Raw genomic sequence first — 19,473 nt, forward strand, 5'->3', positions numbered from 1 at the left:
CATCGGCTTTTTATTTGTCATAAAATGATTTTAAAAATACTGACCAACTCCAAAAACTAATCCTCCAGATTTGTCTTTTAAACTAAAGCCATAATCAATTCTAAAAGTTGCATTGTATATTTTTTTACTTGAAAACCGCAAGCCAATACCAGAATAAATTCTAACATTTTCGCTTTTAAAAAAATCGTTTAAATTGCCTCCAGGATTTCTCCAAGTTCCACTGTCTACAAAAATATTTCCTTGTACTGTAAACTTCTTTTTATCATATAAAGTATGCCTATATTCAGTATTTAAAACAATACTTCCAGTACCACGATCAACCAAAATACCAACTCCACGTAGATTTACATTATTATCTAAAGCAAATGGTGCAAACGGAGTTTTTTTATTTGAAGACAAACCAACTCGTAATCTACTTGCCCAATTTCCCTTTTCACCAACTCTTTTGTAGTAAAAAAAATCGTTCCAAAAAATGAGGAAATTATCCTGAAACTCGTTATCAGAAGATACATACTGTCCATAGAAAACACTTTTAAAACCATCTACATATTGATAAAAATAATCTAGATTATTATAAGAAAACACAAACTTATAAAGCATTTTATCTACATCTAAACTCAGAGGAACAGTAGGATTTGTTGCACCGGAAATGTATTCATATTTTTCATTAAAAATATTAACACCAAAATTTATTTCATTTTTAAAATTGACCTGATACAAACCCAAAACCTCATAAGAAATATTGTTATACAAATAATTAGCTGAAGTATTATCGAAGTACAAAGGCTCTTCACTTTTCCAGTTTTGGTAACTTATTGCTAATCCAAATTTATTTGAAAACAAGTTTGGCGCTTTAAAGTTAGCTCCATAGGTATTATAACCATTATTTTGATAGAAACCCCCAAGAGTTATATTTCTTCCTGAAAAATTATAATCATACAAACCTATTTTATAAGAAAATTGATTGTTAGCAGAAGTCCAAAAACCTGTTTCCGGAATAATTGTAAAGTTTTCTTCTATATTAAAAGAGACACTATAATTGTTTTCTTTACCTTTAATTACTTTATAATTTGCATTTGAAATTGCAGGCAATCTCTTTAAGAGTATTAGGTCTTTATTTAGCTGAACAGAATCTAAAGGTTGATTTTTTTTGGTTGAAATTAACGCTTCTAGAAATGATGTTTTTGTTTTTTTAGCACCAATAAATTCTACTTCTAAAACAATACTATTTTGTGCATTTACAAATGAAGTAAAACTTATTAATATGATTAAAAGCCATCTCATTTTGAATATAATTCTTTTAGCAGTTTTTCACTAGGTTTATTTTGTGGTGTAAATCTGTTGTTTTTTTCTCCTCCAACACGATCATGTGCGTGAAACCATTTCCAAACAAAACCGCCAGCAAACCAATCTTCTTTCCAAAACTGATTATGTATGGCTTGTAATCCATTTTTCTGAGCTTCAAGATTTACATTCTCAACAATTCTACTAGAATCCCAAGGCTCTTTCCCTGTATAATCGATACTTCTATAACCAAACTCTGTAAATAGAATTGGTTTATTAAATTGCTTATGTATTTTTATTATTTCTTCTTTGTGGGGTTTCCAACCTAATTCAAAATCTGCTATTGTTGGCGATTTTTTATCTGTTAAAGGGAAATATGCATCTACACCAATAAAATCTAACTCTCCCCAAAATGCAATTCGTTTAAATTCATCCCAATTTGCAGCGTATGTTAGTTTTCCTTTATAAATTTCTCTAATTTCCTTGATAAGTTTCAACCAAAAGTCAGGTCTTTTTAACACAAATTGTTCTAATTCAGTTCCAATACAAAGAATTTCTGCATTCATATTTTCTGCAGCCTTTGCATAGGTTATTATATAATCTCTATAAGAGTTCTCTAAAACTATCCAATTCTCTTCAGTATCTGCTTTTAAATGCCCAGTAAAGCCTCCTCTTCTTAACCACAAATGCGGCTTTACCATAACTTTTACATCAACTTTTTGAAATTCTTTTGCGTATTGTAAAAGTCCATTTTCACTTTCACCAAACCACTCTCTGTTAGTATTAAATTCGATTTTTGGAGTTTCAACATTTCGTATAAAACTATAAGGCATTAAAGCTACAAAATTGCTTTGTACCTTTAAGACTGGGTTTATATGTTTGTCATTTATAGAATCTCTTGATGCAACAAAACTTACACCATTAATTTTTTTTGTCTGACTTTCACAAGAAAAAATCAAAAATATTAATAGTAATAAAAGGAAATTTTTTATCTTCATATATTCCCTAAAAATACTTCTTTTTATTAAAACAATGCTCTTAAGCCAATATTAAAACTTTGCCCTAAACCATTATCGGTTCCTCTAACAAATTTACTGTATAAAGCCTCTATATTTAACGTATTAGAAAGTTGATATTTACCACCTAAACCTAAAGCAGTATAGTCTTGAGAAAAATCTCCAAAACGTTGTGAATGCTGTACAAAACCTAACAAAGTTGATTTATCACTTGGAAAATAACTCATAAAAAGACCTGGAGCTAATAAGAAGGTATTATTTGCAAAACTCGTTTCTTCCCCAAAACTATATTCTGTATTTAACTCAGTAAACAACTGCCATTTTCCACTATCAAAAGTATAATCATAGAACAATCTATTTTGTAAAATCCAAGAAGATTGATCCAAGAAAACTCCGTTTTCAGTTTCATTTTCTACTAAAGGAATATGAAATGCAGATTGAATAGAGAAATTTCCAACATCTTTAATTGGTTGCCATTTTATAGCAGGTGCAATTGAAGTAATTCCTTTTCTATCGGTTGCTGTATCATCTAAACTGAATACAGAAAAAGCTTCTCTGCCCGCGATAGTATTTGATCTAAATTCAATAATAGCACCAACATTTATGCTGTTATTATCAGAAATACCTGTAAATGCTTCAATCGTTGAGGTAAAATAATTTTCTCTGGCTTTTGATTGACTATCACCATTAGAATCTGCAAATTTAGTTTCCGTATATAAATTATTAAACCATTTAATGTCCCATTGCCCTTTATTTAAAAGCTTTGATGGTGTATAAGTTTGAATATTACTTTTATTTTCATCTTGAGAAAAAACGGCAAAACCCGTTAGTAAAAATGAAATTGTAAATAAGATTGTTTGTTTCATCTTGTTATTTTGATTAATTTTAAACACTTCGTAAGTCGAACTAATTTCTAAGCAATTACGTTTTTCAAAAAAAAACAAGTTATTTAAAACAATTCTAAATTAAATCAAGCAATTAAGTTCTTACCTTTAAGTTCGACATAACCAACACCTATTTATAAAACATGGAACATATTGTTATTATTGGAAACGGAATTTCTGGCGTAACTGCCGCAAGACATATCCGTAAACTTTCTGATAAAAAAATTACTATAATTTCTGCAGAAACAGAATTTTTCTTTTCCAGAACAGCCTTAATGTACGTTTACATGGGCCACATGAAGTTTGAACACACACAACCTTATGAAAATTGGTTTTGGGAAAAGAACAACATCAATCTTAAAAAAGGGCTTGTATCTTCAATAAATTCTGAAGAAAAAAATGTTGTTTTTTCTGATAACACTTCCCTTTCATACGATAAACTAATTATTGCAACCGGATCAAAACCTAATAAATTTGGTTGGCCTGGTCAAGATTTAGATGGTGTTATGGGAATGTATCATAAACAAGATTTAGAAAATTTAGAAAAATATGCTCCAGACAATAAAACTTGTAAAAGAGCTGTAATTGTTGGGGGTGGATTAATTGGAATTGAACTTGCCGAAATGTTACGAAGCAGAAAAATTCCTGTAACTTTTTTAGTACGTGAAGCTAGTTTTTGGAACGGAGTTTTACCTGCACAAGAATCTGAATTGATTAACAAACACATAAAAGAACACCATATAGATTTACGTTTAAGCACCAACTTGAAAGAAATTAAAGCTGATGAAAACGGGCGCGTAAAATCTGTTATTATTGAAGAAACGGGCGAAGAAATTGCTTGTAACGTTGTTGGTTTAACAGCTGGAGTAACACCAAACATAGATTTCATTAAAAACTCTGGAATTGAATTAGGAAGAGGTGTAAAAGTGAATCGTTTTTTAGAAACCAACACAAAAGATGTGTATGCAATTGGAGATTGTGCAGAACAACATGAAGCAATTGGGCAACGTAGAAATATTGAAGCAGTTTGGTATACTGGAAGAATGATGGGAGAAACTTTAGCACAAACAATTTGTGGTAATAAAACCGAATACAAACCAGGACATTGGTTTAATTCTGCTAAGTTTTTAGATATTGAATACCAAACTTACGGTTGGGTTTTTAGTGAAAGAGGTAAGAAAGAAAACGAGGCTTATTTTCAATGGCAACATCCAAAAGATAATAAATGCATTACAATTTCTTTCGATAAGAACACCAATCAGTTTTTAGGTATAAATACCTTCGGAATTAGAATGCGCCATGAAATATTTGACAAATGGCTTTCAGAAAATGAAACAATACAGCATGTTTTAGAACATTTGTCTGACGCCAATTTTGATCCAGAATTTTACAAACTTCATGAAGCTGAAATTGTAGCCAAATTCAATAAAGAAAACAACGCAACTATTCAATTAAAAAAGAAAAGCTGGAAAAGAATTTTTAGCAAATCATAATTATGAAATTTATAAAACAAACAGGTTTAGTGCTCTTTTTATTGGGGTTACTCATCTTTATAGGAACTATTTTCACGGGTTCTTTTAGCTTAACACAAAATGAATTAGACACTTATATTTCTGAAAAAGGTTATAAAAGTGAACTCATAAAAGAAGAACTTTCTAAAGCAATAGTAGCTTCTGAAAACTTAAATATTTTTCAATTTTCTAGCAAGGTTAGAAGTGCATTTGAAACATCAAACAATCATTATGACGCGCTCATTGCAAAATACGATGCTGAAAAAAATTGGGACAAAAAGGGAGCTCAATTTCAATATAAAATATACGGAAAACCGCATAGTTTAAGTTTTGAACTTGCAAAAAAAGCAGGTAAAGGTTTCGCACCAGAAAACACAGGATTAGCTTGGTTTTTAACTTTCGGATTAGGTATTCTTGGAGCATTACTATTTATTATTCCAGATGTTGTTTTATTAGGAAAACCTGGTATTAAAAACGATGGAATATTCCTAAACGCAGCAACTAATCGTGGTTGGATTGGCTGGTTTGCTTTTATATTTTTAGTTACTTTTTATATTCTGCTTTATTTTATGCCAGATTTAATAGTAAACTGGGTGTATTTAGTAGATCCAATTAGCAAATCTATTAGCGGAAACCCGGCAAGTCAATGGTTTTTATATGGATTTTTATATTGTGTTGTTATGACTGTTATGGCCGTAAGAATGTATATAAAATATCGCCATAATAAATATCAAATATTAAGAACAACTTCGGTTTTATTCTTTCAAATTGTATTTGCATTTTTGATTCCTGAAATTTTAGTTCGTTTTGAAAAACCTTGGTACGATTTTAAAAATGCGTTCCCTTTAGATTATGACTTTTTCTTTAAATGGAATCTAGATGAACTACTTTCTAGCGGAGGTTTTGGTCTATTTATTTTAGTTTGGGGAGTTGTTTTAACTATTGTAGTTGTACCAGTAATGGTTTATTTCTTCGGAAAAAGATGGTACTGTTCTTGGGTTTGTGGTTGTGGTGGTTTAGCTGAAACTTTAGGAGATCCTTACAGACAAAACTCTAGTAAAACATTACTTTCTTGGAGAGCAGAGCGTATAATAATTCATTCTGTATTAGTATTTGTTTTAGTGATGACAGGTTTTGCTTTGTACACGTTTTTTTCTGGTGCAGACCAAGTTCTAGGAATTAAAACACAAACTATTCAAGATATTTATGGATTCTTAATAGGTGCTGTTTTTGCCGGTGTTATTGGTACAGGTTTCTATCCAATTTTTGGTAATAGAGTTTGGTGCAGATTTGGTTGTCCTTTAGCAGCTTATTTAGGTTTTATCCAACGTTTTAAATCAAGATTTAGGATTACTACAAATGGTGGCCAATGTATTTCTTGTGGAAATTGCTCAACATATTGTGAACAAGGAATAGACGTTAGAGCATATGCGCAAAAAGGAGAAAACATTGTACGTTCTAGTTGTGTTGGTTGTGGAATTTGTTCTGCAGTATGTCCAAGAGGTGTTTTAAAATTAGAAAATGGTCCAGAGGAAGGAAGAATTAATCCTACAGATGTTTTATTAGGAAATGATGTAGATTTAATGGAATTGGTAAATCAGAAGTAAGTTTTCAGTTTTCAGTAGCGGTAGCGGTAATTAGTTGCAATTAAGCTAATTAAAGTAAATTGTAATTATAGGTTTTAATGTCTAACTGAGCTTGTTGAAGCATATTCTTTTTTCCAAATAAACAAACAAAAAAAGAAGGTAGTTTTTAAGATGATTTAGAAACCAAATATTGGTACTTTTACTGCGAAAAATTTACCACAAAAAAAGACACAAAAGAAGGACAGATTGCTCATCCTTTAAAGATGAAAACATTCTAAATGATTTAAGAAAATGAGCCCTATAATAAAAGTTATTATTCCTGCTTACAACGAGCAAGATTCAATTGCAAATGTTATCAATGATATTCCAAAAACTGTTGAAGAAATAATTGTTATCAGCAATAACTCTACAGATAAAACTGAAGAGAATGCTAGAAATGCAGGAGCAACAGTTTTAAAAGAACAAAGAAAAGGTTATGGTTATGCGTGTTTAAAAGGAATGGAATACATTGCTTCAACAACACTCAGCAATCCAAACACAAAACCAGACATTATTGTTTTTATAGATGGAGATTACTCAGATTATCCCGAACAACTTACAGAACTTGTAGCACCAATTATTAATGATAACATAGATTTTGTAATTGGAACTCGCGTAAAACGATTACGTGAACAAGGTTCTATGACGCCACAACAAGTTTTTGGTAATTGGTTAGCAACCTTTTTAATGAAACTATTCTTTGGCGCAAAATTTACAGATTTAGGACCTTTTAGAGCCATAAAATATGATAAGTTATTGGCTTTAAAAATGGAAGACAAAACCTATGGATGGACGGTAGAAATGCAATTAAAAGCATTGAAACAAAAATTAACCTATGTTGAAGTGCCTATGAAATATAGAAACAGAATTGGTGTTTCAAAAGTTTCAGGAACCGTAAAGGGAACTATATTTGCAGGTGTAAAAATCTTAGGTTGGATTTTTAAATACAGTTTTAAAAAATGATACTTGAATATATAATTATTACAATCTACACCATATCAATTTTATTGATATTTATGTATTCGTTAGCCCAATTAAATTTGTTAATTAACTATTTAGGCGCTAAAAAAAACAAAGAAGTTTCCGATACGTTCAATTTTGAAAATGCTGATGAAATCCCTTTAGTAACCATACAATTACCCGTTTATAACGAATTTTATGTAATGGAACGTTTGCTAGAAAACATTGCAAAAATTGAATACCCAAGAGAAAAACTTGAAATTCAGGTTTTAGATGATTCTACGGATGAATCTATACAAATAACAGCCAAACTAATCGCAGAATTAGAGAAAACTGGCTTAGACATTAAACACATTAGAAGAGAAAATAGAGAAGGTTTTAAAGCCGGAGCATTAAAAGAAGGTTTAAAAGTTGCTAAAGGCGAATTTATCGCCATTTTTGATGCCGACTTTTTACCACAAACAGATTGGTTAAAAAAGACCATTCCGTATTTTAAAGATGCTGCAATTGGTGTTGTTCAAACGCGTTGGGGACATATCAACAGAAATTACTCTACGCTTACAAGAATCCAAGCATTTATGTTAGATGCGCATTTTACCCTAGAACAAACTGGTAGAAATAGTAAAGGACACTTTATAAATTTTAACGGTACTGCCGGAGTTTGGAGAAAGGAATGCATTTTGGATGCAGGTAACTGGCAAGGCGATACATTAACTGAAGATATTGATTTAAGTTATAGAGCTCAACTTAAAAACTGGAAATTCAAATATTTAGAAAATGTAGAAACTCCTGCAGAATTGCCTGTAGTTATTAGTGCAGCCCGTTCTCAACAATTTAGATGGAACAAAGGTGGAGCTGAGAATTTTCAAAAAATGATAAAAGGTATCATTAAAAATAAAAATATTTCTGCGAAAACTAAAATTCATGGATTGTTACATTTATTAAACAGTTCAATGTTTACTTGTATCTTTCTAGTTGCTGTTTTAAGCATACCAATGCTCTACATTAAAAATGAATACGCTCACTTAAAATCTTACTTTTTAATGATGAGTTTCTTTGTGGTGAGTTCTATAATCTTTTTTATCTGTTATTGGTTTATGTATAAAAACATTTACGGAAGCGGAATTAAAAATTTCTTTAAATACATTGGTGCATTTTTTACTTTTTTCTCGGTAGCAATGGGCTTTTCTCTACACAATACAATTGCTGTTTTAGAAGGTCATTTTGGTAAAAAAAGTGAGTTTATTAGAACTCCAAAATTTAACATTACCGGATTAAAAGGAAATTGGAAAAACAACAAATACATTAAAAAGAAACCATCTGTACATGTTATTATTGAAGGGCTTTTAGCTTTGTATTTTGTCTTTGGAATGTATAGCGCTTTTATTGTTGGAAATGAAGGTGGTGATTTTGGATTATTTCCGTTTCACTTTATGTTATTTATAGGATTTGGTTATGTTTTTTTCAAATCTATTTTCTCAAAAGCATAAGTGGATTTTCTCAACAGAAATAAAGGAATATTACTCTCAATTTCGAGTACCATTTTATATTTTTTCTTTGCTTATTTTTTAGAAAGAACACAGTTTAATACATTAGTTATTACTTGGTTTTTTCTCTTCGTATGTTTTTATTTGTTGATGAAAACCGAGCAACTTTCATTTAAATATTTAGCAGGAATTGCAATTATATTTCGGTTAATATTTCTCTTTGCAACACCTAATTTATCACAAGATTTCTATCGTTTTATTTGGGATGGAAGAATGCTTTTAGAAGGATTTAACCCATACTTGTATTTACCGGAAACATTTATTCAGCAAAGAAGTTTTCCAATACCCGAAGCTCAAGAATTGTATAACGGAATGGGAGAACTTAACGGAAGTCATTACACAAATTATCCTCCGTTAAATCAATTATCGTTTTTTATTGCAGCACTATTTGCAGGTAAAAGTATTTTTTGGTCGGCGGTTGTTTTACGCTTGCAAATAATTATAGCGGACATTGGTATTTTATACTTCGGAAGTAAATTATTGAAGAATCTCAATTTAAATCCAAAGAAAATATTCTGGTACATATTAAATCCGTTTGTGATAATAGAACTAACAGGAAACCTACATTTTGAGCCTGTAATGTTGTTTTTCTTAATTTGGAGTTTGTATAAATTACAGCAACAAAAATGGATTTTTGCAGGTATTTTATTAGCTTGTTCTGTAACCGTAAAATTAATTCCTTTATTATTTTTACCGTTGTTTTTTCAATGGTTTACTTCGACTTCGCTCAGTAACCTAAAAAAGTCTACACAAAAGTTAAAATGGATTCCTAGCTTCGCAGGAATGACAAAGTTGTTTGGTTTTTACGCAATTGTAATAATAACTTCTCTCCTATTATTCTTACCTTTTTACTCATTAGAATTGATTGAAAACTATATGAATTCGGTTGGTTTATGGTTTAAAAACTTTGAATTTAACGCGAGTATTTATTATGTTTTTAGAGAAATAGGCTATCTTTTTAGAGGTTATAATGAAATTGCTTTTATCGGAAAAGCGCTTCCAATTTTAACTATACTATTTTTAGTTTACCTAAGTCTCTTCCGAAGAAATAATTCTTTTAAAGATTTAATTACAACATTATTATTTGGATTATCATTTTATTATTTTACTACAACTACAATGCATCCTTGGTATTTAGCAACCTTAATTTTATTGTCTCTTTTTACTAAATATAAATTTCCAATTGTTTGGAGTTTAGTAGTAATTTTAAGTTATCAAGCGTATGCAAATATTCCTTGGAAAGAAAATTTATGGTTTGTTGCCATAGAATACAGTATAGTTTATGGTTTCTTAATTTGGGAACTGAAAGGGTTCAAACCAAAAATCTATTAAAATTTAATTTTAACTTAAAATCTACTCGCTAGATTTTCCGTATATTGAGCCTTTATTTTTTTTATGAAAAAACTTACCATTAAAGACATTGCAAAAGAGTTTAGTGTATCTATATCTACAGTTTCAAAAGCTTTAAATGATAGTTATGAGATAAGTGAAGCTACAAAAGAAAAAATTAAAAAATACGCCAAAGAAAATAATTACAAGCCCAATTTTAACGCAATTAGCTTAAAAAACAGAAGTACAAAAACTATTGGAGTAATTATACCAACAATGCTAAATTATTTTTTTGCTCAAGTATTTAAAGGGATTGAAGACGCCGCAAATAAAAAAGGATATAAAATAATTACTTGTATCTCAAATGAATCCCACGATAAAGAAACAGAAATTATAGAAATGCTTTCTAATGGAAGTATTGATGGTTTTATTTTGTCAATGTCTAAGGAAACTGAGCTAAAAAACAACTACAATCATTTTAATGAAACTATCCAAGACGGAACACCAATTGTTATGTTTGATCGAGTTGCACAAACTATTGATTGTGATAAAGTAATAACTGATGACTTTAATGGTGCTCTTGATACCGTAGAGTTTCTTTATAAAAAAGGACATAAAGAAATAGCTTTTGTTTCTACTCTTAGTAATTTACATATTGGTAAACAACGTTTTTTGGGATATAAAAAAGGATTAGAAAATGTTGGAATTCCTTTTAAAGAAGATTTAGTAATTAACATTTTTGAAAAAGATTACAAAAAATACGAAGCAATTTTAATTCCTTTTCTAGAAAAAAATAAAATTGATAGTGTAATTACAACTGGAGAATCTGCCGCAGTTGCTACAATGAAAGCCTTAGTAAAAAACGGAAAAGAAATACCAAAAGACGTTTCTGTTGTTGCTTTCTCTAACGGAATTTTAGCAAGACATTCTAGTCCTAAATTAACAACAATTAGTCAACATGGAGAATTAATAGGTGAAACTGCTGCTAAAATCCTACTTGATAAATTAGAAAAGAAAAACACTGAAACTATTACTAAAATTATAAAAACAGATTTAGTAATTAGAGATTCTACGAAGTAATTTAATCATCATAAGAAACCGTACTTTGTCGTTCTCTATTTACATGTAATTTAGTAACATCTGGTCGAGAATAATGACCAACACAGTCAAAGTTTTGACGCTCTTCTAAAACTCTATTAAAGTCTAAAGTTTCAATAATTAAACCTTCTTTATGTAAAACAGGTTCCACTAACCACTCTCCATCAGGTGAAGCAATACAAGAACCTCCGTTTGCTAAAACATCTGGTGCCTCTTTTACAATTTCATCATAATGCGGAACGTCTTTTGGAAAGTCTGATTTTGCCATTAAACTAGAAACAGAAATCACAAAAGAACGAGATTCCCTTGCAATAAAACGTGTAATATCTTTTGTGTTATGATCGCTTCCGGGCCAAACAGCAATGTGTAAATTTTCTCCCAAACCATATAATGCAGTTCTTGGTAAAGGCATCCAATTTTCCCAACAGTTTAAACCACCAACCGTAAATTCTTTAAGCGGATGAACTTGTAATCCGTTTCCGTCTCCAGGCGCCCAAGTTAATCGTTCATCAAAAGTTGGCTGCAATTTTCTGTGCACAGATTTTATTTTTCCGTCTTGATTTATATACACCAAAGAAGCATAAATACTGTGTCCTCCTCTATTTTGAGCACGTTCCATAATACCTAAATAAATAGCAATATTATTTTCTTTTGCCAATTTACAAACGGAATCCAACTCACCTTTTTCTATAGTAATTGAATTACGGACGTAATGTGCATGAATTTCCTTTTGCGTTGTAGAATCCCATTCTGCACCATTTGTTAAGGCAATCCAAAATGGATAACCAGGCAACAACGCTTCACCAAAAACAATAAGTTCACAACTCACTTTTGAAGCATCAACTATAGATTTCTCAATCTTTTCAAGAGTTTTTTCTTTATTCAACCAAACTGGTGAAATCTGCGCTAAGGCTACTTTTAGTAAGTTGTTTTTCATTTTTATTTATTTTTAATACTGAAAACTGCCACTATTTTACTGAATACTAATTTGTACAACCAAACCTTCATTTGCTCTCACATTAAAAACTGTTTGGTCTTCAAAAATTAAATATTGTCCTTTTATTCCAACTAATTTTCCAGAATAATTGGGCGTTTTAATCAAGTTTAAGCTTTTAGGTTTTTCTGGATAAGCAATAACAGGAAACTTTAATTCAGTTTCTTTATTATTTTCTATAAAATATTCTTTTGCTTCTTCAGGAATGTATTGTTTTAATTTATTTTTCCAATCTTCTAAGCTTTCATCAACAACATCATTCTTTAACATTTTACGCCAATTAGTTTTATCGGCAACATGTTCTTTTAAAGCAACTTCGGTAATTCCTGCTAAGTATCTATTTGGAACTTCAACAATTTCAATAGCTTCATGTGCTCCTTGATCTATCCAACGCGTTGGCACTTGACTTTTACGCGTTACACCAACTTTTACGTTGCTAGAATTAGCTAAATACACAATATGAGGCTTTAATTGCGACTGTTTTTCATATTCTAAATCACGATCTTCAATACCTAAATGTGCTTTACTTAATTCTGGCCTCATAATCCAATCTCCAGCACGAGCTGTTTCAAAAAAACAGCTTTTACAAAATCCTTGTCGGTAAATTTGCTTGTCTAAACCACAATTTAAACACTGATATTTTACAAACTGAATAGTAATAGTTTTTGTAAGTAACTGATTCATATTAATAAAATCAGATTCCATATCTAAATAATACTGAATCTCATCATTATTTTCAGTTAACATCTTTTTTAAAACTCCTTGGTATTGCATTGCGTAAAATTTACTATTTTTAACTCCTAACAAACTTACAAATTAAGTCTTAATCTATGGCGTTTCCGTTTATAAATTCTATTATATCTTGGTTCTTGAAGAAGCGAAAACACCAAATAGAATTATTTTTAAAATATCCTGATGATGTTCAACAAGAATTATTAAAAAGACTTGTAGAAACTGCAAAAAACACAGAGCTTGGTATACAACTAGATTTTTCTTCTATAAATAGTTATAGTGATTTTGCAGATGCTGTTCCTATTCAGAAATATGAAAGTATTGAACCCTTAATTGAACGTTGTAGAAAAGGAGAACAAAACTTATTTTGGCCAACAAACATACGTTGGTTTGCAAAATCTAGTGGAACTACAAATGCTAAAAGTAAATATATTCCTGTTAGTGACGAAGCTTTAGAAAACTGCCATTTAAAAGCAGGTAAAGACATGTTGTGTTTATACATAAACAACAACGAAGAAACTAAAATGTTTACAGGAAAAGGATTAAAATTAGGCGGAAGTACAGCAATTTACGAAGACAACAATACATATTTTGGCGATTTATCTGCAATTATTACTGAAAACTTGCCTTTTTGGGCAGATTATAGTTCTGCACCAAGCCAAGAAGTAGCTTTAATGGGCGAATGGGAAACCAAAATGGAAGCCATAATTGATGAAACCATTCATGAAAACATTACTAGTTTAATTGGCGTACCAAGTTGGATGTTGGTTTTACTAAACAGGGTTTTAGAAAAAACTGGAAAAAATAATATATTAGAAGTTTGGCCAAATTTGGAAGTTTATTTTCACGGAGGCGTAAACTTCAATCCTTATAGAGAACAGTATAAAAAACTGATTCCTAAAGCAGATTTTAAGTATTTTGAAACCTATAATGCATCAGAAGGATTTTTCGGAATTCAAGATCGTAATAATTCTGATGAACTATTATTAATGTTAGATTATGGAATTTTCTATGAATTTATTCCAATGGATTCTTACGATGAAGAAAACTCCGTTGCAATTCCAATTTCGGAAGTTAAAAAAGGGATTAATTACGCTATTGTAATTACTACAAATGGTGGTTTATGGCGTTATTTAATTGGTGACACTGTTAAATTTACTTCTACAGAACCTTACAGAATAAAAATTACTGGACGTACAAAACATTTTATAAATGTTTTTGGTGAAGAGTTAATTATTGAAAATGCTGAAGAAGCTTTAAAACAAGCTTGTAAAAAAACAAATGCTGCTGTTTTAGATTATACTGTTGCCCCAATTTTTATGAGCGAAACACAAAAAGGCGGACACGAGTGGATTATTGAATTCAATAAAAAACCAAACAACATTGCCTATTTCACTGAGCTTTTAGACAATGCTTTAAAAGCTATAAATTCTGATTACGAAGCAAAACGTTACAATAATATGACGCTAGGAATGCCAACCGTTCATGTTGCAGAAAAAGGTTTATTTTATGCTTGGTTGAGCTCAAAAGGTAAATTAGGAGGGCAACATAAAGTGCCTCGTTTATCTAATAAAAGAGATTTTATTGAAGAACTTTTAGAACTATAAATAGTAAGTTAGATTTTACGTTCTACAACATACTCAATCATTTGTAGTAACGAGCTCTTATAATCTGAAGTTGGGAAGTTATCTAAAATAGCAATTGCTTTACTTTTATAATCGTGCATTTGGGCTGTTGTGTATTCAATTCCGCCATTATTTTTAACGAATGCAATAACTTCTTTTACACGTTTTTTATCTTTATTATATTTCTTTATAGAGTTGATTAGCCACTTTTTATCTTTCTCTGAACAAGTATTCAAAGTATGAATTAACGGCAACGTCATTTTTTGTTCTTTGATATCTATTCCAGTCGGTTTCCCTATTTTTTCGTCAGAATAATCAAACAAATCGTCTTTAATTTGAAAGGCAATACCAATGTATTCTCCAAATTTTCTCATTTGCTGAACCGTATCTTGACTTGCACCAACGGATGCTGCTCCAATACCACAACAAGCAGCAATTAAAGTTGCTGTTTTTTGACGGATAATTTCAAAATAAATATCTTCTGTAATGTCTAATTTACGTGCTTTTTCTATTTGTAATAATTCCCCTTCGCTCATTTCGCGAACAGCAATAGAAATCAGTTTTAAGATGTCAAAATCTTCGTTATCTATAGAAAGTAACAAGCCTTTTGAAAGTAAAAAATCGCCTACTAAAACAGCAATTTTATTTTTCCAAAGTGCATTTATTGAAAAGAAACCTCTACGCCTGTTACTATCATCTACAACATCGTCATGTACCAAAGTTGCGGTATGAATTAATTCTACTACAGAAGCGCCACGATAAGTACGCTCATCAAAACCGCCATCTGAGACCATTTTTGCTACCAAAAACACAAACATTGGTCGCATTTGTTTTCCTTTTCTACGAACAATATAATACGTAATTCGGTTTAACAACGGTACTTTAGAAAGCATAGAATCTTTGAATTTGGTTTCAAAGAGTTCCATTTCACTTTTAATAGGAAGCTTTATTTGTTCTACTGGTTTCATGCATTACAAAAATAGGAAATATATACAAGAATTCACCTAATTTAATAACTGTGAAAGCACTTGAATTAAAATAAAAAATAGACACGAATTTCACAGATTTATACGGATAAATTTACACACGTTTAAAAAAGATAATGAATACAAAATATGTAGATTCCTGCCTACGCAGGAATGACAGAACGCTAAAAAAAATAAATAGAAATCCTAAAGGTTTTCAAAAATTCGTGTAAATCTGTGAAATTCGTGTCTTATCTTAACTTTTATTAGCCAATTGCCCACAAGCTGCATCGATATCTTTTCCACGAGAACGACGCACATTTACAGTAATGTCATTCATTTCTAAGTTAGAAATATAATTGTTTATAGCAGAGTTTGTTGCTTGTTGAAACTCTCCGTCGTCAATTGGATTGTATTCTATTAAATTTACTTTACAAGGAACGTAACTACAGAATTCTACCAATGCTTTTATGTCTTCTTTACGATCATTAATTCCGTTCCAAACTACATATTCATACGTAATCATTCTATTAGTTTTTTCGTACCAATATTCTAAAGACTCACGTAAATCTACTAGATTCATCTTGCTATTAAATGGCATTATTGACGTTCTTACCTCATCTATTGCCGAGTGTAATGAAACAGCTAAATTGAATTTAACTTCATCATCTGCCATTTTTTTAATGATTTTTGGAACTCCAGATGTAGAAACTACAATTCTTTTTGGAGACATTCCTAAACCTTCTGGCGATGTAATTTTATCGATAGCTTTTATTACATTATTGTAATTCATAAGCGGTTCTCCCATTCCCATAAACACAATGTTTGTAAGTTTATGACCGTGATATAATCTACTTTGTTTGTCTATTGCTACAACTTGATCGTAAATTTCATCTGGGTTAAGATTACGCATTCTTTTTAAACGTGCGGTTGCGCAGAATTTACAATCTAAACTACAACCAACTTGACTAGAAACACAAGCTGTTGTTCTTTTTGGTGTTGGTATTAAAACAGACTCTACAATTAAACCATCGTGGAGTTTTATTCCGTTTTTGATAGTTCCGTCTTTACTTTGTTGCATAGAATCTACTTCTATGTGATTGATTACAAAGTTAGCTTCTAACATTTCTCTTGTTTCTTTAGAAATGTTAGTCATATCTTCAAAAGTATGTAAAGACTTACTCCACAACCATTCGTATACTTGGTTTCCTCGGAAGGCTTTGTCTCCGTTTTCTACAAAAAAATCTCTTAGTTGTTCTTTAGTTAGAGCGCGTATGTCTTTTTTCTTATCCAAGTGATTGCTATTGAAAGGTTATAAAAATATGAGTTGCAAAAATACGTATATATTTTGAGGTTATAACTACCTTTTATTAGTACGCCCGCGTTAGCGATTGTAGCAATTGTTTGAGCTCTTTTGAGGAACGAAAAAAGCAAGTGCAAAAAGCGCGACCTGAAAGGGAACGCCCATCTTTTTACTATACTCAAGATACAAAAAAAACTGATAACTTGCGCTATCAGTTTTCTAGAAAATATATGTTGTTTACTTGTTATATAATTAACATTGCGTCTCCGTAAGTTGAAAATCTGTACTTTTCTTTTATGGCAACTTGGTAAGCTTCCATTACAAAATCGTAACCTCCAAAAGCTGCTGCTTGCATTAATAAAGTAGATTTTGGTGTGTGTAAATTTGTAATCATACTATTTGCAATGCTAAAATCGTGCGGTGGAAAAATGAATTTATTTGTCCAACCTTCAAAAGCATTTAATTCTCCGCTTGAAGAAACTGAAGACTCTACAGTACGCATAACTGTTGTACCTACAGCGCAAATACGTTTTTTAGTTTTTAATGCATTATTAATCATATCGCTAGTTTTTTGCGGTATAATTATTTTTTCAGAATCCATTTTGTGCTTCGATAAATCTTCTACTTCTACAGAGTTAAAGGTTCCTAAACCAACGTGTAACGTTAACTCTGCAAAGTCTACTCCTTTAATTTCTAAACGCTTCATTAAGTGTTTAGAAAAGTGTAAACCTGCAGTTGGAGCTGCTACAGCTCCTTCATGCTTTGCAAATATTGTTTGGTAACGTTCTTCGTCTTCTGGTTCTAATTCTCTATTTATAGTTTTTGGTAATGGAGTTTGTCCAAGTTCTTGTAACTTTACTCTAAACTCATCGTAATCTCCATCGAACAAGAAACGTAAAGTTCTACCACGAGATGTTGTGTTGTCTATAACTTCTGCTACTAAACTATCATCTTCTCCAAAAAATAATTTGTTTCCAATTCTAATTTTACGTGCTGGATCTACTAAAACATCCCACAATCTGTTTTCTGCATTTAATTCTCTTAATAAGAAAACCTCTATACGAGCACCTGTTTTTTCTTTATTACCAAACATACGCGCAGGAAAAACCTTGGTATTGTTTAGCATCATAACATCACCTTCGTCAAAATAATCGATTACATCTTTAAAAAGTTTGTGTTCAATTTTTTGCGTATCGCGGTGTAATACCATTAAACGAGACTCATCTCTATGTTCAGTAGGATATTCTGCTAATAATTCTTCTGGCAATTCAAATCCAAAGTGTGATAATTTCATATATGCGTTTTCTTATAAGGTGGGCAAATATACGATATCGGAATAGGCGTTGTCAAGTGTTTTGATGTTTATTTTATTTCTTGCGTTTGAATACCAACTTGTTGCATGTCTTTCCAAAAACTTTGAAAGGATTTTGAAACTACTTCTGCATTTAAAATTTTAATAGAAGTTCTAAAAGCAAGTGGCGCAAATGCCATTGCCATTCTATGATCATTATAGGTTTTTATTGCTACATTTTCTTTAATTTCTGAACTTACTTCTAAATGCAAACTTTCATTTGTTACCGAAATTGTTGCGCCTAATTTAGTAAGTTCTTCTTTAAGTGCTTCTAACCTATCTGTTTCTTTTATTTTAAGTGTGTGCAAACCTGTTAAATTACACGCTATACTTTCTGCAAAACAAGTTACTGCAATAGTTTGTGCAATGTCTGGTGCGTTTTGTAAGTTGATTTCCAATACTTCTTTTTGAGTATCTTTTACTTTCTTAAGGTTGATAAAATTATCTCCAAAAACTGTTTCTACTCCAAAATGTTGGTAAATTTCTGCCAAACAAGAATCTCCTTGTAAACTATCTTTTTTATAGGCAGATAATTTTATTTCTGACCCTATTTTTGCCAATGCAATTATTGAATAAAAATAACTTGCCGAAGACCAATCTGACTCTACAACAACTGTTTGTTTTTCTATTGATTTCTTTGGAAGAACTTTTATACTATTTTCCTGAAAACTAGTTTCGATTCCAAGTTGATTTAACAAACTAAGCGTCATATTTATATATGGAACAGAAGTAATTTTACCAATAAGTTCTATCTCTAAACCACTTTTTAACTTAGCAGCAATTAATAATAATGAAGAAATGTATTGACTACTTACATTTCCGTTTATTGCTACTCTACTTGTAGTAATTTTTCTCCCTTTAATTCTAATTGGAGGATAACCAATTTTGTCTTCATAAGTAATTTCTGCTCCTAAATCTTTTAATGCATTAACCAATATTTCTATAGGTCTATTTTGCATTCTTTCTGAACCTGTAAGCACAACTTCCCTACCTTCTTTTACAGCAAAATACGATGTTAAAAAGCGCATTGCTGTTCCTGCGTGGCCAATATCTACCGTTTCATTATTTGTAGAAAGTGCGTGTTGCATATGTACAGAATCATCTGAATCGGACAAGTTTTCTATGGTTACTTCCGGAAACAAATTCTGAAGAATTAACAATCTATTAGATTCACTTTTAGAACCCGAAATAATGATTTCTTCTTTTATTATTTTATCGTTTAAAACTTTTAACAATACATCCATTCTAA

The 19,473-nt window shown here is 30.8% G+C and carries 16 protein-coding genes; 7 read left to right on the plus strand and 9 right to left on the minus strand.

Annotated features, from left to right (window positions below; translation table 11 throughout):
* Positions 1 to 30 precede the first annotated feature (30 nt).
* The 3 genes from LPB136_RS08270 to LPB136_RS08280 all read right to left on the minus strand — a co-directional run bounded on the left by LPB136_RS08270 (position 31) and on the right by LPB136_RS08280 (position 3,166).
* Positions 31 to 1,284 carry a POTRA domain-containing protein gene (locus tag LPB136_RS08270; protein WP_072555865.1) on the minus strand — a complete coding sequence of 418 codons (1,254 nt, stop codon included), beginning with the start codon at positions 1,282 to 1,284 and terminating at the stop codon, positions 31 to 33.
* The gene (locus LPB136_RS08275) at positions 1,281 to 2,243 is read right to left on the minus strand and encodes a glycoside hydrolase family 113 (protein ID WP_418361240.1); all 963 of its coding nucleotides are present in this window, start codon (positions 2,241 to 2,243) and stop codon (positions 1,281 to 1,283) included. Before LPB136_RS08275 ends, LPB136_RS08270 begins: the two co-directional genes overlap by 4 nt.
* 65 nt (positions 2,244 to 2,308) lie before the next feature.
* Positions 2,309 to 3,166, minus strand: a complete 858-nt coding sequence (locus LPB136_RS08280) for a hypothetical protein (RefSeq protein WP_072556953.1) — start codon at positions 3,164 to 3,166, stop codon at positions 2,309 to 2,311.
* Positions 3,167 to 3,327: 161 nt separating this feature from the next.
* Between LPB136_RS08280 and LPB136_RS08285 the strand changes: the two genes are divergently transcribed.
* From LPB136_RS08285 to LPB136_RS08310, 6 genes are all read left to right on the plus strand, one after another.
* Complete coding sequence (locus tag LPB136_RS08285; protein WP_072555867.1) at positions 3,328 to 4,677, plus strand: NAD(P)/FAD-dependent oxidoreductase; 1,350 nt, start codon at positions 3,328 to 3,330, stop codon at positions 4,675 to 4,677.
* A gap of 2 nt (positions 4,678 to 4,679) precedes the next feature.
* Complete coding sequence (locus LPB136_RS08290) at positions 4,680 to 6,302, plus strand: 4Fe-4S binding protein (protein WP_072555868.1); 1,623 nt, start codon at positions 4,680 to 4,682, stop codon at positions 6,300 to 6,302.
* A 270-nt stretch (positions 6,303 to 6,572) separates the two neighbouring features.
* Positions 6,573 to 7,283, plus strand: coding sequence for a glycosyltransferase family 2 protein (locus LPB136_RS08295; protein WP_072555869.1), 711 nt, complete (start codon positions 6,573 to 6,575; stop codon positions 7,281 to 7,283).
* Complete coding sequence (locus tag LPB136_RS08300; RefSeq protein ID WP_072555870.1) at positions 7,280 to 8,770, plus strand: cellulose synthase family protein; 1,491 nt, start codon at positions 7,280 to 7,282, stop codon at positions 8,768 to 8,770. Before LPB136_RS08295 ends, LPB136_RS08300 begins: the two co-directional genes overlap by 4 nt.
* Positions 8,771 to 10,159, plus strand: coding sequence for an MptA/MptB family glycosyltransferase (locus LPB136_RS08305; protein WP_072555871.1), 1,389 nt, complete (start codon positions 8,771 to 8,773; stop codon positions 10,157 to 10,159).
* A gap of 63 nt (positions 10,160 to 10,222) precedes the next feature.
* Positions 10,223 to 11,236 carry a LacI family DNA-binding transcriptional regulator gene (locus tag LPB136_RS08310; protein WP_072555872.1) on the plus strand — a complete coding sequence of 338 codons (1,014 nt, stop codon included), beginning with the start codon at positions 10,223 to 10,225 and terminating at the stop codon, positions 11,234 to 11,236.
* A gap of 1 nt (position 11,237) precedes the next feature.
* Here LPB136_RS08310 and LPB136_RS08315 read toward each other — a convergent pair whose 3' ends face one another.
* Together LPB136_RS08315 and LPB136_RS08320 are read right to left on the minus strand one after the other, a co-directional pair.
* Complete coding sequence (locus tag LPB136_RS08315) at positions 11,238 to 12,191, minus strand: carbon-nitrogen hydrolase family protein (RefSeq protein WP_072555873.1); 954 nt, start codon at positions 12,189 to 12,191, stop codon at positions 11,238 to 11,240.
* A gap of 36 nt (positions 12,192 to 12,227) precedes the next feature.
* On the minus strand, positions 12,228 to 13,022 hold the full coding sequence (locus tag LPB136_RS08320; RefSeq protein ID WP_083426235.1) for a DUF2797 domain-containing protein: 795 nt from the start codon (positions 13,020 to 13,022) through the stop codon (positions 12,228 to 12,230).
* 56 nt (positions 13,023 to 13,078) lie between these two features.
* Between LPB136_RS08320 and LPB136_RS08325 the strand changes: the two genes are divergently transcribed.
* Positions 13,079 to 14,587, plus strand: a complete 1,509-nt coding sequence (locus tag LPB136_RS08325; protein ID WP_072555875.1) for a GH3 auxin-responsive promoter family protein — start codon at positions 13,079 to 13,081, stop codon at positions 14,585 to 14,587.
* Between the two features lie 8 nt (positions 14,588 to 14,595).
* Here LPB136_RS08325 and LPB136_RS08330 read toward each other — a convergent pair whose 3' ends face one another.
* From LPB136_RS08330 to LPB136_RS08345, 4 genes are all read right to left on the minus strand, one after another.
* Positions 14,596 to 15,573 carry a polyprenyl synthetase family protein gene (locus LPB136_RS08330; RefSeq protein WP_072555876.1) on the minus strand — a complete coding sequence of 326 codons (978 nt, stop codon included), beginning with the start codon at positions 15,571 to 15,573 and terminating at the stop codon, positions 14,596 to 14,598.
* A gap of 253 nt (positions 15,574 to 15,826) precedes the next feature.
* Positions 15,827 to 16,864, minus strand: coding sequence for a dual-specificity RNA methyltransferase RlmN (gene rlmN / locus LPB136_RS08335; protein WP_072555877.1), 1,038 nt, complete (start codon positions 16,862 to 16,864; stop codon positions 15,827 to 15,829).
* A gap of 253 nt (positions 16,865 to 17,117) precedes the next feature.
* On the minus strand, positions 17,118 to 18,167 hold the full coding sequence (gene queA / locus LPB136_RS08340) for a tRNA preQ1(34) S-adenosylmethionine ribosyltransferase-isomerase QueA (protein WP_072555878.1): 1,050 nt from the start codon (positions 18,165 to 18,167) through the stop codon (positions 17,118 to 17,120).
* 68 nt (positions 18,168 to 18,235) lie between these two features.
* A complete protein-coding gene (locus LPB136_RS08345; RefSeq protein ID WP_072555879.1) occupies positions 18,236 to 19,468 on the minus strand; it encodes a 3-phosphoshikimate 1-carboxyvinyltransferase in 1,233 nt (410 codons plus the stop codon).
* Positions 19,469 to 19,473 lie beyond the last annotated feature (5 nt).

Source organism: Tenacibaculum todarodis (genome assembly GCF_001889045.1).
GTDB lineage: Bacteria > Bacteroidota > Bacteroidia > Flavobacteriales > Flavobacteriaceae > Polaribacter > Polaribacter todarodis.